The organism is Pseudomonas sp. R5-89-07 (assembly GCF_003851685.1).
In the GTDB taxonomy this organism is placed as follows: Bacteria; Pseudomonadota; Gammaproteobacteria; order Pseudomonadales; family Pseudomonadaceae; genus Aquipseudomonas.
Genome location: NZ_CP027727.1, coordinates 1,693,729 through 1,709,018 on the forward strand (window position 1 = coordinate 1,693,729; position 15,290 = coordinate 1,709,018).

The 15,290-nt window shown below is 62.0% G+C and carries 11 protein-coding genes; 6 read left to right on the top strand and 5 right to left on the bottom strand.

Annotation, left to right across the window (positions count from 1 at the left end; all coding sequences use genetic code 11):
• Nucleotides 1-136: 136 nt before the first annotated feature.
• Nucleotides 137-1,213, bottom strand: coding sequence for a DUF748 domain-containing protein (locus C4J94_RS07805; RefSeq protein ID WP_124385636.1), 1,077 nt, complete (start codon nt 1,211-1,213; stop codon nt 137-139).
• 126 nt (nt 1,214-1,339) lie between these two features.
• Here C4J94_RS07805 and cysK point away from each other — a divergent pair, with 126 nt between their 5' ends.
• Nucleotides 1,340-2,314, top strand: coding sequence for a cysteine synthase A (cysK, locus tag C4J94_RS07810; RefSeq protein ID WP_124385637.1), 975 nt, complete (start codon nt 1,340-1,342; stop codon nt 2,312-2,314).
• A gap of 127 nt (nt 2,315-2,441) precedes the next feature.
• The gene (locus C4J94_RS07815; protein WP_124385638.1) at nt 2,442-3,380 is read left to right on the top strand and encodes an aspartyl/asparaginyl beta-hydroxylase domain-containing protein; all 939 of its coding nucleotides are present in this window, start codon (nt 2,442-2,444) and stop codon (nt 3,378-3,380) included.
• Between the two features lie 135 nt (nt 3,381-3,515).
• On the opposite strand, the gene acnA is transcribed toward C4J94_RS07815, so the two are convergent.
• On the bottom strand, nt 3,516-6,257 hold the full coding sequence (acnA, locus tag C4J94_RS07820) for an aconitate hydratase AcnA (protein ID WP_124385639.1): 2,742 nt from the start codon (nt 6,255-6,257) through the stop codon (nt 3,516-3,518).
• Between the two features lie 191 nt (nt 6,258-6,448).
• On the opposite strand from acnA, the gene rlmM reads away from it, so the two are divergent.
• On the top strand, nt 6,449-7,525 hold the full coding sequence (gene rlmM / locus C4J94_RS07825) for a 23S rRNA (cytidine(2498)-2'-O)-methyltransferase RlmM (protein WP_124385640.1): 1,077 nt from the start codon (nt 6,449-6,451) through the stop codon (nt 7,523-7,525).
• Nucleotides 7,526-7,649: 124 nt separating this feature from the next.
• Nucleotides 7,650-7,895, top strand: coding sequence for a sulfurtransferase TusA (gene tusA / locus C4J94_RS07830; RefSeq protein ID WP_044272896.1), 246 nt, complete (start codon nt 7,650-7,652; stop codon nt 7,893-7,895).
• Nucleotides 7,896-8,016: 121 nt separating this feature from the next.
• Here the strand turns inward: tusA and C4J94_RS07835 are convergent, their stop codons facing one another.
• Complete coding sequence (locus tag C4J94_RS07835; RefSeq protein ID WP_124385641.1) at nt 8,017-9,420, bottom strand: MATE family efflux transporter; 1,404 nt, start codon at nt 9,418-9,420, stop codon at nt 8,017-8,019.
• A gap of 260 nt (nt 9,421-9,680) precedes the next feature.
• Here C4J94_RS07835 and pdxB point away from each other — a divergent pair, with 260 nt between their 5' ends.
• On the top strand, nt 9,681-10,823 hold the full coding sequence (gene pdxB / locus C4J94_RS07840; protein WP_124385642.1) for a 4-phosphoerythronate dehydrogenase PdxB: 1,143 nt from the start codon (nt 9,681-9,683) through the stop codon (nt 10,821-10,823).
• Between the two features lie 52 nt (nt 10,824-10,875).
• On the opposite strand, the gene C4J94_RS27585 is transcribed toward pdxB, so the two are convergent.
• Nucleotides 10,876-11,049, bottom strand: a complete 174-nt coding sequence (locus C4J94_RS27585; protein WP_164485563.1) for a PA1571 family protein — start codon at nt 11,047-11,049, stop codon at nt 10,876-10,878.
• 214 nt (nt 11,050-11,263) lie between these two features.
• Here C4J94_RS27585 and C4J94_RS07845 point away from each other — a divergent pair, with 214 nt between their 5' ends.
• Nucleotides 11,264-13,060, top strand: a complete 1,797-nt coding sequence (locus C4J94_RS07845; RefSeq protein ID WP_164485564.1) for an ABC transporter transmembrane domain-containing protein — start codon at nt 11,264-11,266, stop codon at nt 13,058-13,060.
• Between the two features lie 131 nt (nt 13,061-13,191).
• Here the strand turns inward: C4J94_RS07845 and C4J94_RS07850 are convergent, their stop codons facing one another.
• Nucleotides 13,192-15,120, bottom strand: coding sequence for a transglycosylase SLT domain-containing protein (locus tag C4J94_RS07850; RefSeq protein WP_124385644.1), 1,929 nt, complete (start codon nt 15,118-15,120; stop codon nt 13,192-13,194).
• Nucleotides 15,121-15,290: the final 170 nt, after the last annotated feature.

Sequence of the window (15,290 nt, forward strand, 5' to 3'; positions counted from 1 at the left end):
AGTCTCTGAATGGCCGGTCACGTCAGCCCGGTCAACGCAGTCAATGTGGGAGGGGGCTTGCCCCCGATAGCAGTGGTTCAGTCACAGATGTATAGACTGACACACCGCCATCGGGAACAAGCCCCCTCCCACAGTTTTAATCGGCGCTGGGCTTGGGTTGTTCATAACGGGCATTGAACGCCTGGATGAAGCCATTGCGCAAAATCGCGATCACCGCGGAAAACGCACTGACATTTTGCTGATGCACGCTGCCGCTCAGCTCCACGCGGGTGGCGAACTGGTTTTTGCGCTGGTTCTTCAACACCGTCTCGCTGGCGCCCACCACGGCCTCCCAGATCGAGCGGAAGATGTTCTTGTCTTTGTTTTCAACGTCCTGCTGCCAGTCGAACACCTCGACATCGCGCAGCAGCGGCTTGATATAGCCGGTCAGTTGGCCTTTTTCCGCCTGGGCTTCGACCACCACGTCGCCGGTTCCGGCCTTGAAGTCGAATTTGCCATAGGCCGAAGCAAAGTCATTCATGCGCTTGAGTTGCAGGTCACGGGCGCGAAAGCGCAGTTCAAACTCTTCGAAATCGCTCAGCGGGTCAAAGGTGGCGTTGGCTTCCAGCGGCGCCTGGCCTTGCAACAATGCCTTGCCTTCAAAGCGCGCGTCACGCTTGCCTTCCACGTCCACCACGTTGGTCAGGTTGTAGAAGCTGGCGTTGACCCCGGTGGCGTTGATGTTGACCTTGGGCTTGGAGTTGAAATTATGAAAGGCGATCTTGCCGTCTTCGATGCGCACCTCGTTGAGGGTGATCGGCAGCAGCTTGCTCAGTTGTTCCTGCCAGTCGGTGCCTTTACCGGTCTGGGACGCCTGCTTGTTGGCGCCACCGTCGACAAAATTGATTTCTGGCCGCACAAAATGCCCCTCGGCCACCACTGCATGGTCGTACCACAGGGAATGCCAGCTCACCGCAAATTCGATCAGCGGCGCCTTGACGAACGGCACCGGCACCTTGCCGTCCACCTTGACGATCTGCAGGCCGTTGATCCGGTAGGCGCCGCGCCATAACGCCAGGTCCACATCAGCAATTTCGCCACGGTAATCGCCCATGTCGGCGAGTTTTTCATTCAGGTAGTTGCGCACCAGGTAAGGCAGCGCGATGTTCACGGCAACCAGGACCAGCACCAGCCCGGCGACGGTCCAGAGCGGCCAACTGTAGCGACGTTTCATGGGGCAGTTCTCCTTGCTCGTAGGAGATGGACTGCTGTGAGAGGCGCAACGTTCCTCTGACTGGACGCCCAGGGGCACGAGGCATACCCTTGGGACCTTTCCGGACATTGCCCAATAGGACCCGTCATGAGCCGCATCTTTGCAGACAACGCGCACTCCATCGGTAATACGCCCCTGGTGCAGATCAACCGCATCGCACCGCGCGGGGTCACCATCCTGGCCAAGATCGAGGGGCGCAACCCAGGCTACTCGGTGAAGTGCCGCATTGGCGCGAACATGATCTGGGATGCGGAAAGCAGCGGCAAACTCAAGCCGGGCATGACCATTGTCGAACCCACCTCCGGCAATACCGGGATTGGCCTGGCGTTCGTGGCGGCGGCGCGCGGTTACAAACTGCTGCTGACCATGCCGGCGTCCATGAGCATCGAGCGCCGTAAAGTGCTCAAGGCCCTGGGTGCCGAGCTGGTGCTGACCGAACCGGCCAAGGGCATGAAAGGTGCGATTGAAAAGGCCGCTGACATTGTTGCCGGCGACCCGGGCACCTATTTCATGCCGGGCCAGTTCGAAAACCCGGCAAACCCGGCCATCCACGAGAAAACCACCGGCCCGGAAATCTGGGATGACACCGATGGCGCCGTCGATGTGCTGGTGGCGGGTGTGGGCACCGGAGGCACCATCACCGGCGTGTCGCGTTATATCAAGCAGACGGCGGGCAAGCCGATCCTGTCGGTGGCGGTGGAACCGCTCGTGTCGCCGGTGATCACCCAGGCGCTGGCCGGTGACGAGATCAAGCCCAGCCCGCACAAGATCCAGGGCATTGGCGCAGGTTTCGTGCCGAAAAACCTCGACCTGTCGATGGTCGACCGCGTAGAGCTGGTTACCGATGAAGAATCCAAGGCCATGGCCCGGCGCTTGATGCAGGAAGAAGGCATCCTGTGCGGCATCTCCTGCGGCGCCGCGATGGCCGTGGCGGTGCGCCTGGCCGAGAAACCGGAGATGCAGGGCAAGACCATCGTGGTGATCCTGCCGGACTCGGGGGAGCGCTACCTGTCGAGCATGCTGTTCAGCGATTTGTTTACCGAGCAGGAAAACCAGGCTTGATACAGGTCACTCTGTTTTTCCGGCCCTTCTGCATAATGCTCCAAGTGTTTATCATGGCTGGCTGCTACGTCTGGTTTCCCCGCGACGGGAAGCTGTTGGCCAGGCGCTTATTTCCAGGAGTTGCTGCATGACCTTTTCTTTGACCGCCAAACTGTCGGTGTTGCTGCTGTTTATCGGCAGCACGCTGTATGTGCACCTGCGCGGCAAGGCCCGTTTGCCGATGTTGCGCCAGTTCGTCAACCATTCGGCGCTGTTCGCCCCGTATAACGCCTTGATGTACCTGTTTTCCGCGGTGCCGTCCAAGCCCTACCTGGACCGCAGCAAGTTCCCGGAACTGGACGTGCTCAAGGACAATTGGGAAGTGATCCGCGAAGAGGCCATGCACCTGTTCGACGAGGGCTACATCCGCGCCGCCGAAAAGAACAACGACGCCGGTTTCGGTTCGTTTTTCAAGAAGGGCTGGAAGCGCTTCTACCTCAAGTGGTACGACAAACCCCTGCCATCGGCCGAGGCCCTGTGCCCGAAAACCGTGGCGCTGGTCAGCAGTATTCCCAATGTGAAGGGCGCGATGTTCGCGCTGTTGCCGGGCGGCAGCCACCTGAACCCGCACCGCGACCCGTTCGCCGGCTCCCTGCGCTATCACCTGGGCCTGTCCACGCCCAATTCCGACGACTGCCGCATCTTCGTCGACGGCCAGGTCTACGCCTGGCGCGACGGTGAAGACGTGATGTTCGACGAGACCTACGTGCACTGGGTGAAGAACGAGACCGAAAAGACCCGCGTGATCCTGTTCTGCGACATTGAGCGCCCGCTGAGCAACCGCGTGATGACTCGCGTCAACCGTTGGGTCAGCAAGCAGCTGGGGCGTGCAACCGCGCCGCAGAACCTTGACGACGAGCGCGTGGGTGGGATCAACCAGGCGTATGCCTGGAGCAAGACCTTCAGCGACAAGTTCAGCGGCCAGGTCAAACAGTGGAAGCGCAAGCATCCCAAGGCCTACCGCATCGCGCGCCCGGTGCTGGCGGTGGTTGTGCTGGTATTGCTGTGGAAGTGGCTGTTCGGCTGAGCCTGTTCTTGCCTTGAAATACAGTCAATGTGGGAGGGGGCTTGCCCCCGATAGCGGTGTATCAGTCAGCTTATCTTCAGCTGACCCACTGCCGTCGGGGGCAAGCCCCCTCCCACATTTGATCTCCAGTGTGACTTAAGAGGCAATCAACTGGCGCAGCACGTAGTGCAGGATGCCGCCTGATTTGAAGTACTCCACTTCATTGAGGGTATCGATCCGGCACAGCACCTCGACTTTCTCGCTGCTGCCATCTTCCCGGGTAATCACCAGTGTCAGGTTCATCCGTGGTTCGATCTCGACGTCCGTCAGCCCGAGGATATCGACCTTTTCCTTGCCGGTGAGCTTGAGGGATTTGCGGTTCTGGTCCAGCTTGAACTGCAACGGCAGCACGCCCATGCCCACCAGGTTGGAACGGTGGATGCGCTCGAAGCTTTCCGCGATTACCGCCTTGACCCCCAGCAGGTTGGTGCCCTTGGCCGCCCAGTCGCGGCTTGAACCGGTGCCGTATTCCTGGCCTGCGATCACCACCAGCGGTGTGCCCGACGCCTGATACTTCATGGCGGCATCGTAGATCGCCATCTTCTCGCCGGTCGGGATATACAGCGTATTACCGCCTTCTTCGCCGCCGAGCATTTCATTGCGGATACGGATATTGGCAAAGGTGCCGCGCATCATCACTTCATGGTTGCCCCGGCGCGAGCCGTAGGAGTTGAAGTCCCGTGGGTCCACGCCCTGCTCGCGCAGGTAGCGGCCGGCGGGGCTGTCGGTCTTGATGTTGCCGGCAGGGGAGATATGGTCGGTGGTCACCGAGTCGCCGAGCAGGGCCAGCACGTTGGCGCCCTTGATGTCTGCGATTACCGGCAGCGGGCCGCCGATATCGTCGAAGAACGGTGGGTGCTGGATATAGGTGGAGTCCTTCTGCCACACATAGGTTGCCGCCTGCGGCACTTCAATCGCTTGCCACTGTTCGTCGCCGGCAAACACCTCGGCGTACTCCTTGTGGAACATGCCCGTGCTGACCTGGGCCACCGCGTCGGCGATCTCCTGGCTGCTGGGCCAGATGTCCTTGAGGTACACCGGGTTGCCGTGCGGGTCGTTACCCAGTGGCTCGCTGCTGATATCGATCCGCACCGTGCCGGCCAGCGCGTAGGCCACCACGAGGGGCGGCGAGGCCAGCCAGTTGGTTTTCACCAGCGGGTGCACGCGGCCTTCGAAGTTGCGGTTGCCGGACAGCACCGAGGCGACGGTGAGGTCGGCTTGCTGGATGGCTTTTTCAATCGGCTCGGGCAGCGGCCCGGAGTTGCCGATACAGGTGGTGCAGCCGTAGCCCACCAGGTCGAAGCCGAGCTGGTCCAGGTATTGGGTGAGGCCGGCAGCCTTGTAATAGTCGGTGACCACTTTCGAGCCCGGCGCCAGGGAGCTCTTGACCCACGGCTTGCGCGTCAGGCCTTTTTCCACCGCCTTCTTGGCCAGCAGCCCGGCGGCCATCATCACGCTGGGGTTGGAGGTGTTGGTGCAGGAGGTGATGGCCGCGATCACCACTGCACCGTTTTTCAGGCGATAGGTGGTGCCTTCGTATTCGTAATCGGCTTCCCCCACCAGGTCGGCATTGCCCACGGCGACGCCGCCACCGCCTTCGCTTTCCAGGCGGCCTTCTTCCTTGCTGGTGGGTTTGAACTGCAGGTCGAGGAAGTCACTGAACGCCTGGCCCACGTTGGGCAGGGCGACACGGTCCTGCGGGCGTTTGGGCCCGGCGAGGCTGGCTTCGACGCTGCCCATGTCCAGCGCCAGAGTGTCGGTGAAAATCGGCTCCTGGCCGGCGTTGCGCCACAGGCCCTGGGCCTTGGTGTAGGCCTCGACCAGCTTGACGGTCTCAGCCGGGCGACCGGACAGGCGCAGGTAGTCCAGCGTCACCTCGTCTACCGGGAAAAAGCCGCAGGTCGCGCCGTATTCAGGCGCCATGTTGGCGATGGTGGCGCGATCGGCCAGGGGCAGGTCGGCCAGGCCGTCGCCATAGAATTCGACGAATTTACCCACCACGCCTTTTTTGCGCAGCATCTGGGTCACCGTCAGTACCAGGTCGGTGGCGGTGATGCCCTCTTTCAATTTGCCGGTGAGCTTGAAGCCGATCACTTCCGGGATCAGCATCGACACCGGCTGGCCGAGCATCGCCGCTTCCGCTTCGATCCCGCCCACGCCCCAGCCCAGTACGCCGAGGCCGTTGATCATGGTGGTGTGGGAGTCGGTGCCCACCAGGGTATCGGGGAAGGCGTAGGTGCGGCCGTCTTCATCCTTGGTCCACACGGTGCGGCCGAGGTATTCCAGGTTGACCTGGTGGCAGATGCCAGTGCCCGGCGGCACTACACTGAAGTTGTCAAAGGCGCTCTGGCCCCAGCGCAGGAAGGCGTAGCGTTCGCCGTTGCGCTGCATTTCGATGTCGACGTTCTGTTCAAAGGCATCGGCGTTGCCGAACTTGTCGACCATCACCGAGTGGTCGATCACCAGGTCGACCGGCGACAGCGGGTTGATGCGCTGCGGGTCGCCGCCGGCCTTGGCCACGGCGGCGCGCATGGCGGCCAGGTCGACCACGGCGGGCACGCCAGTGAAGTCCTGCATCAGCACGCGGGCGGGGCGGTACTGGATCTCGCGGTCGGACTGGCGTTGCTTGAGCCAGGCGGCGATGGCCTTCAGGTCAGTGCCGGTGACGGTCTTGGCGTCTTCCCAGCGCAGCAGGTTTTCCAGCAGCACTTTGAGCGACATCGGCAGCTTGTCCAGGTCACCCAGGCTCTTGGCGGCTTCGGGTAGGCTGAAATAGTGGTAGGTCTTGCTGTCTATCTGCAGGGTTTTAAGGGTTCTCAGGCTATCAAGGGATGACATTACATGACTCCTTTTGATCCGCACGGCCACGGACCTGACGGGACGAACAGAGCGTTCAACTTAGCGCGGTTTTGATTAGCAGGCTAATAACTGGACTCTATGCTTAAGTCCAAGGTTCCGAACTCGGCTATCATGCGCGCGTTTTCATGACAGGTATTGCGATAGAGCAGTCCAGTTGCCAGGAGATTCAATTGAACACCCTTTTTATGCACTGCCGCCCGGGTTTTGAAGGCGAAGTCTGTTCCGAGATCGCGGAACACGCCGCGCGCCTGAACGTTTCCGGCTACGCCAAGGCCAAGACCGGCAGCGCTTGCGCCGAATTCGTCTGCACTGAAGAAGACGGCGCGCAACGCCTGATGCACGGCCAGCGCTTCGCCGAGCTGATTTTTCCACGGCAGTGGGCGCGCGGGGTGTTCATCGACCTGCCGGAAACCGACCGCATCAGCGTGATCCTCGCCCACCTGCGCGAATTTCCGGTGTGCGGCAGCCTGTGGCTGGAGATGGTTGACACCAACGACGGCAAGGAACTGTCGAACTTCTGCAAGAAATTCGAAGTGCACCTGCGCAAAGCCTTGCTGGGCGCCGGCAAACTGGTGGACGACCCGAGCAAGCCGCGCCTGCTGCTGACGTTCAAGAGCGGCCGCGAAGTGTTCATGGGCCTGGCTGAATCGAACAACTCGGCGATGTGGCCGATGGGGATTCCGCGATTGAAGTTCCCGCGTGAAGCACCCAGCCGCTCGACCCTGAAGCTGGAAGAGGCCTGGCACCACTTCATTCCCCGCGAGCAATGGGACCAGCGCCTGCACGGCGACATGACCGGCGTCGACCTGGGTGCGGCGCCCGGTGGCTGGACGTGGCAGTTGGTCAACCGTGGCATGCTGGTGACCGCCATTGATAACGGTCCCATGGCCGAAAGCCTGATGGACACTGGCCTGGTGCAGCACCTGATGGCCGATGGCTTCACCTTCGTGCCCAAGCAGCCGGTGGACTGGATGGTCTGCGACATCGTCGAGAAGCCCGCGCGCAATGCGGCGTTGCTGGAAACCTGGATCGGCGAGGGCCATTGCCGCGAAGCGGTGGTCAACCTCAAGCTGCCGATGAAGCAGCGTTATGCCGAAGTGAAGCGTTTGCTCGAGCGTATCGAAGACGGCTTCAAGGCGCGCGGTATACGCGTGGAGATCGGCTGCAAGCAGCTGTACCACGACCGCGAAGAAGTGACGTGCCACTTGCGTCGACTTGTGGACGTAAAGAAACCCAGGAGACACTGATATCCAATGTGGGAGCTGGCTTGCCTGCGATAACGGTATAACTGTCGAAATGTATGTTGAATGTGCCCCCGTCATCGGGGGCAAGCCCCTCCCACACGGAGTCGGGTTCGTTTAGGAGTGAAGTATGAGTCTTGAATTGCCCGTCGATGGCACCCTCGACGCCACCGGCCTCAATTGCCCGGAGCCGGTGATGATGCTGCACCAGCACATCCGTGACCTGCCGGCGGGCGGCCTGCTCAAGGTAATCGCGACCGACCCGTCGACCCGCCGCGATATTCCCAAGTTCTGCGTGTTCCTCGACCATGAACTGGTCGGTCAACAGGAAGACGCCGGCACATACCTTTACTGGATCCGCAAGAAAGCCGACTGACCGCTGAACCCTTGTAGGAGCGAGCTTGCTCGCGAAAAACCTGAGAGCGCCGCGTTAAACCAGAAGCGCTGCGTTATCGTTAGCGTTTTTCGCGAGCAAGGGCTAGCCGCCCGCCTCGCTCCTACAGTGCGCGGGTGAGCGCATTGCCTGCCCGAATGCGGCGGCGTGCACTGCGCGCCAGGCGCACCAGCAGCATGCCTGCCGCGCAACTCAGGCCGACGATCAGGCCCTGCCACAAGCCGCTTGGGCCGCTGGGTTGGCCCAGCCAGTCGGTCAGCCCCAGGGCATAACCCACCGGCAAACCCACGCCCCAGTAGGCGAGCAGGGTCAGCAGCATGGTCACCCGGGTGTCCTGGTAGCCACGCAGCGCGCCGGCGGCGGTCACCTGGATCGAGTCGGAGAACTGGAACAGCGCCGAGAACACAATCAGCGTCGATGCCAGGTGGATGACCACCGGGTCGGCGGTGTAGATCGCCGCGATCTGCTCACGAAACACCAGCATCAGGCTGCAGGACAGGCAGGCATAGGCCAGCGCGGTGCCCATGCCGACCCCGGCGGCGAAGCGCGCTTCTCGTGGTTCGCCACGGCCCAGCGCCTGCCCGACACGCACGGTAACGGCCATGCTCAGGGAGTAGGGGATCATGAACACCAGTGAGCTGACATTCAGCGCGATCTGATGGCCGGACACCACGGTAGCTCCCAGGCTGCCCAGCAGCAGCGCGATCACCGCGAAGATGCTCGACTCGGCAAAGATCGCCACGCCAATCGGCAGGCCAATCCCCAGTACACGCTTGATCACCGCCCATTGTGGCCAGTCGAAACGCTTGAACAGCTCGCTGCTCTGGTAGGCCGGCCCCCAACGCGTCCAGCCGGCCAGGCCGAGCATCATCACCCACATCGCAATCGCCGTGGCCCAGCCGCAGCCCACGCCGCCCATGGCCGGCAGGCCGAAGTGACCGTAGATGAAGATGTAGTTCAGCGGAATATTCAGCGCCAGCCCGCACAAGCCCATGACCATGCTCGGCCGCGTACGGCCCAGGCCGTCACTGAAGCAGCGGAACACGTAGTACAGCGCAATGGCCGGCATGCCGGCGGCGATGCCATGCAGATAGCCCATGGACGGTTCGATCAGGTCGGGCTCGACCTTCATCGCGTGCAGCACCGGCTCGGCGCACAGCAGCAACAGTGCGCCGCAGAGGCCCACCACCACGGCCAGCCACAATGACTGGCGCACCAATGGGCCGATTTCGTTGTACTGGCCGGCGCCGTAGCGCTGCGCGACCTTCGGCGTGGTGGCCAGTAGCGTGCCGGTCATCAACAGGTAGACCGGAATCCAGATCGAGTTACCCAGGCCCACCGCCGCCAGGTCCTTGGGGCTGACACGCCCGGCCATCACCGCATCGACAAAGCTCATCGCGGTGGTCGCCAGTTGGCCAATGATGATCGGCAGGGCCAGCGTCAGCAGGCCGCGCACTTCCCGGCTGATGCGGGCGGGGCGGGTGAGGGTAGCGGTGGCAGTGTTCACGTACAGGTGTCCAATAGAAAGGCAGTCGCAAGGACGGCGGATTCTACGCTTTGACGCAACGGTCAGGAAAAAACCTGTGTTGCTGATTTGTAATGCGGTATCGCAGGCACCTTATAACCCCTGTGGGAGGGGGCTTGCCCCCGATAGCAATGGCTCAGTCACAAATGCATCAACTGACCCTCCGCCATCGGGAGCAAGCCCCCTCCCACATTGGATCCTCGCAAGCCTGTACACTGCTGATCCGCCAAAAGGAGCCTGCCATGCTGATTGTTGCCGACGAAAATATTCCGCTGCTCGATGCATTCTTCCAGGGTTTTGGCGAGATTCGCCGTGTGCCCGGCCGTTCCATTGACCGCGCCACGGTCGAACAGGCCGATGTGCTGCTGGTACGTTCGGTAACCAACGTCAACCGGGCCTTGCTCGAGGGCACCCAGGTGGGTTTTGTCGGCACCTGCACCATCGGCACCGATCATCTGGACCTCGATTATTTCAGGCAGGCCGGCATCCAGTGGTCCAGCGCGCCCGGCTGTAACGCCCGAGGCGTGGTGGATTACGTAATCGGCAGCTTGCAGACGCTGGCCGAAATCGAAGGCGCCGACCTCTCCCGGCGCACCTATGGCATCGTTGGCGCCGGTGAAGTCGGCGGGCGGCTGGTCAAGGTGCTCAAGGGCCTGGGTTGGGACGTACGGGTATGCGACCCGCCCCGGCAGATCGCTGAAGACGGCGACTACGAGAGCCTGGAGCAGATCATCGAGCAATGCGATGTCATCAGCCTGCACACGCCGCTGACCAAGTCCGGCAATGGCTCCACCTGGCATCTGTTCGATCGTGAGCGCCTGGCCCAGCTCAAGCCTGGCACCTGGCTGATCAACGCCAGCCGAGGCGCGGTCGTCGACAACGCGGCGCTGCGCGAGGTGTTGCTGGAACGCGAAGACCTGCAGGCCGTGCTGGACGTATGGGAAGGCGAGCCGCAGGTGGATGCCGACCTGGCCGACCTGTGTGTGCTGGCCACGCCGCATATCGCCGGTTACAGCCTGGACGGCAAGCAGCGCGGCACGGCGCAGATCTACCAGGCGTTCTGTACGCACCTGGGCCAGGAACCGAGCATTCAACTGAGCGATCTGTTGCCGGCGCCATGGCTGGCCGAGGTGCACTTGAACGCCTCAACCGATCCGGCCTGGGCGCTGGCGACTTTGTGCCGCAGTGTGTACGACCCACGTCGGGATGATGCGGATTTTCGTCGCAGTCTCGTGGGAACCGTAGAAGAGCAGCGCAAGGCTTTCGATCTGCTGCGCAAGCATTACCCCGAGCGTCGTGAAATCGATGGCTTGAAGGTGCGCATCAACGGAGAGTCCGCCGCCCTGTCCGGCATCGTCGCGGCGCTAGGCGCCGAAGCGGTTTAACGCGCATAAAAAACCCGGCCATCGGGGCCGGGTTCGAAAGAGCGTGGGCGCTTCAGCCTTGCTGGGCAGGCTTGACCAGTTTCTCTTCCAGTTCGCTGCACGCTTGCTGGATCATTTCTTCGGTGATCTGCACCTCGCGGCCCTTGGCGTCGATGTACGAGCACGGCAATAGCTGCGGCTGGCGGATCACTTCAATTTTGGCATCGCTGCTGTTTTGCAAGGTCATGGCCTGTCTCCTCATCAGGTTGTGTACCTACTTTAATTCCCCCGCGTGACCGAGCTATTACAACTCCTTACACGATCATCGGTTCGAACGCCCAGTCCACCAGAAACCGGCACATATTTCCAGATCAGTTTTAGACCGATAGCCTCTAGCGGCTTCCATCGGCGGGCATAATTAACCTGACTCATTGCTATTTGCCCAAGTTCCCCCAATGTTGATGAATAGACTCCTCATCGGTGAAGCCTCCATGTTCTCAGTCCGTCAACGCCGCGCGATTCGCCTGGCCAGCCGCTTCATTGCGCCCTACCGCTGGCAGGCGCTGGGTGCCCTGTTGGCGCTGATCGTCACCGCCGGCATCACCTTGTCCATGGGGCAGGGTATCCGCCTGCTGGTCGACCAGGGTTTCATGACCCAGTCTCCGCACTTGCTCAACCAGTCCATCGCGCTGTTCATGCTGCTGGTGCTGGGCCTGGCGGTGGGCACGTTCATGCGTTTCTACCTGGTGTCGTGGATCGGCGAGCGGGTGGTGGCGGACATTCGTCGGCAGGTGTTCAACCACCTGATCTACCTGCACCCAGGCTTCTACGAGAACAACCGCAGCTCGGAAATCCAGTCACGCCTGACCACCGACACCACCCTGCTGCAATCGGTGATCGGCTCATCGCTGTCGCTGTTTCTACGCAATGCCTTGATGGTGATCGGCGGCATTGTGCTGCTGTTCATCACCAATCCCAAGCTCACCAGTATTGTCGTGGTAGCGCTGCCACTGGTGCTGGCGCCGATCCTGATCTTTGGCCGGCGCGTGCGCAGCCTGTCGCGGCAGAGCCAGGACCGTATCGCCGATGTCGGCAGCTATGTGTCCGAGACCCTGGGCCAGATCAAAACGGTGCAGGCTTATAACCATCAGGTACAGGACGAACAGCGTTTCGCCCTGACCGTGGAAGAAGCATTCACGACGGCTCGCAAACGCATTTTGCAACGTTCCTGGCTGATCACCCTGGTGATCATGCTGGTGCTCGGCGCGGTAGGCGTGATGCTGTGGGTCGGCGGGATGGACGTGATCGGTGGGCGCATTTCCGGTGGTGAGCTGGCGGCGTTCGTGTTCTATAGCCTGATCGTCGGCAGCGCTGTCGGCACCTTGAGTGAAGTGCTTGGCGAGTTGCAACGGGCCGCCGGTGCGGCGGAGCGGATTGGCGAACTGTTGCAGTCGAGCAACGACATCCAGGCGCCGGCCAGCGGCAGTGTACGCTTGCCGGAGCGTGTCAGCGGGCGCATGGAACTGCAGGACGTGCGCTTTTCCTACCCGTCACGGCCAGACAGCTACGCCATCGACGGCCTCAACCTGACCGTCAACCCTGGCGAAACCCTCGCCTTGGTGGGCCCTTCCGGCGCCGGTAAATCGACCCTATTCGACTTGCTGCTGCGCTTCTACGACCCCCAGTGCGGCCGCATCCTGCTCGAAGGCCATCCGCTGCCTGAGCTCGACCCGCTGGACCTGCGCCGCCACTTTGCCCTGGTCTCCCAAAGCCCGGCGCTGTTTTTTGGCAGCGTCGAAGACAACATCCGCTACGGTAACCCCACGGCCACCCGCGAACAGGTCGAAGCCGCGGCACGCATCGCCCATGCCCACGACTTCATCCTGCAGATGCCCGACGGCTACCAGACCCACCTGGGTGACGGTGGCCTGGGCCTCTCCGGCGGTCAGCGCCAGCGCCTGGCCATCGCCCGCGCGTTGCTGGTGGATGCCCCGATCCTGCTGCTGGACGAAGCCACCAGCGCCCTCGATGCGCAGAGCGAACACCTGATCCAGCAAGCCCTGCCGCAATTGATGCAGGGCCGCACCACCCTGGTGATCGCGCACCGCCTGGCCACGGTGAAGAACGCTGACCGGATCGCGGTGATGGACCAGGGCAAGCTGGTGGCGGTGGGCACGCATCAGCAGTTGATTGCGAGCAATCCGCTGTATGCGCGGTTGGCGGCGCTGCAGTTCAGTGCAGATCACCCGCGCCAATAGCCTCACGGAAATACAAATGTGGGAGGGGGCTTGCCCCCGATAGCGGTAGATCAGCAACAAGACTGCTGACTGACACTCTGCTATCGGGGGCAAGCCCCCTCCCACATTGGGCATTCGGCAGATTCAGTGCCTTATTGGTCGTCAAAATACCGTTCATGCCAATCCACCAGCGGCTGCGGTGAGTTGAGCTTCTGCCCGTAGATCACCGAATAAGACAGCACGTTCTGCACATACTGGCGGGTTTCGTCGAACGGGATGCTTTCCACCCAGACGTCGAAACTCAGGTGGTCCGCACCGCGCAGCCATTGGCGCACGCGGCCGGGGCCGGCGTTGTAGGCGGCGGAGGCGAGCACGCGGTTGCCGTTGAACTGGCTGTGCACCTGGCTCAGGTAGGCTGCGCCGAGCTGGATGTTTTTGTCCGGGTCCAGCACCTGGGCTGGGGAGGCCAGGGGAATGCTGAATTTGCGCGCGGTTTCCTTGGCGGTGCCGGGCATCAGTTGCATCAGGCCACTGGCGCCGACGCCGGAGCGGGCATCGTCCATGAAGGCGCTTTCCTGGCGGGTAATGGCGAACACCCAGCTCGAATGCAGGCCGCGCACCTTGGCTTCGCGCACCAGGGTGTCGCGGTGGGCCATCGGGAAGCGGATGTCCAGGTCGTCCCAGTACTGCGCCTGGCTGATCGTGCGGATGGCCGGGAAGTACCACTTCATGTCATAGGCCAGCTTGGCCTGGGCGACCATTTCATCGCGGTTGAAGTGGCGGCTGACGTGGTACCACTCGCGGCGACCATCGACGATCTGGCCACGGGCATAGAATTCCAGGGCCCGGCGCACGCCTGGGGTATTGCGCACTTTATTGACCAGCGCCTGGCTCATCACCAGCGGCTTGTTGTTCAACTGGTAAGGTGTCTTGGAGCGGTCAGCGGCGAGGAAACCGTAGAAGTCGCGTTCCTTGGCCACATTTTTATACAGCGCCAGCGCCTGCGGGTTTTTCGGTTCGGCCAGCTCCAGGCTGCGCGCCTGCCAGTAGCGCCAGCGGTTGGTGGTGGCCAGGTCCTGGGGCAGCTTGCGGGTCAGCTGGTAGGCCTCTTCCCAGCGCGCCAGGCGCAGCAGCAGGCGCAGGCGCCATTCGGAGACGGTGTTGTCGCGCAGTTCCGGGTCGTACTTAGTCATCACGTCCAAGGCACGCGGATCGTAGCGACGGGCCAGGGTCAGGCCGATTTCACGGGCAATCGAGACTTTTTCGTCACGGGAGAAGTGCATGCTGCTGGCGTAGCCGTCCAGCAGGGCCATGGCTTTATCCGGGTCCTGACGTGCCAGTCGACGCAGGCCAAGGCCCACGGCGTCAGACATGGCCTCGGTGGCCGGCAGAAAGCGCGACGGATCGCTGAGCATATCGGGCTTTTGCGCCACGTCGATCATCAGGCGGCCCTGGGCACCAAGCGTGGGCAGGGTCTTCACCAGGCTGTTGGCCAACGCGTAGTTGCGCGCTTCGGCGGCGAGCTTGGTGCGGTCCCAGATTTTCTGCTCGGTCAGCTGCCCGTCGGATGCCCACTGGCCAAAGGTCACGTCACAGGCAGCGGGCTGGGATTTGCCGGTCATCCATAGCTTTTCGGCGGTCTTGTAACCTTCGGCCTTGAGGTTGTGGGTCAGTTGGTATTGGCCGTGCAGGCAGTCCAGCTCAACGAAATTGAGCTTGGCATCGTAGTACTTTTCAAAGGTCTGCCAGTCACCGCGCTCGGCCAGCCAGCGCAACCAGCGCAGCTTCATCCAGTTGGCCTGGGGCAGGTCGCCGTTTTTGGCGAGGAACTGCTCGATTTCCTGGTTGCTCGCGGTTTTAAGGCGCGCGGTCAGTTCGTCATAGGCCAGGTAGGGCGTCAGCGGGTAATCGGCCAGGGCCTGGCTGTATTGCATATACGGGCCGCTGTCACCCTTGGCCAGGGCCCGCTTGGCTTCATCGTAATATTGACGTTGAGTGGTGAGGTCCACGGCCTGGGCAGATTGAACGGCGGTGGCAGAAAGAAGCAGGCAGGATAAAAAGTTGAAAAGGCGACTGCGCATGAGACGTCCGTGCAGAGAAATCACGACTAGCACCGGCATCGCCGACACTGATTGCCCCTAGCTTAGCCTTTTGCCAGCGGCCGGCGAAAGCTTTGCCGGCCGGTTGGTTCAAGTTCGCGGCAAATGTCCTGCGGAACCTGTCGGCAGCGAAAATGCTGGCCGCATCCCAC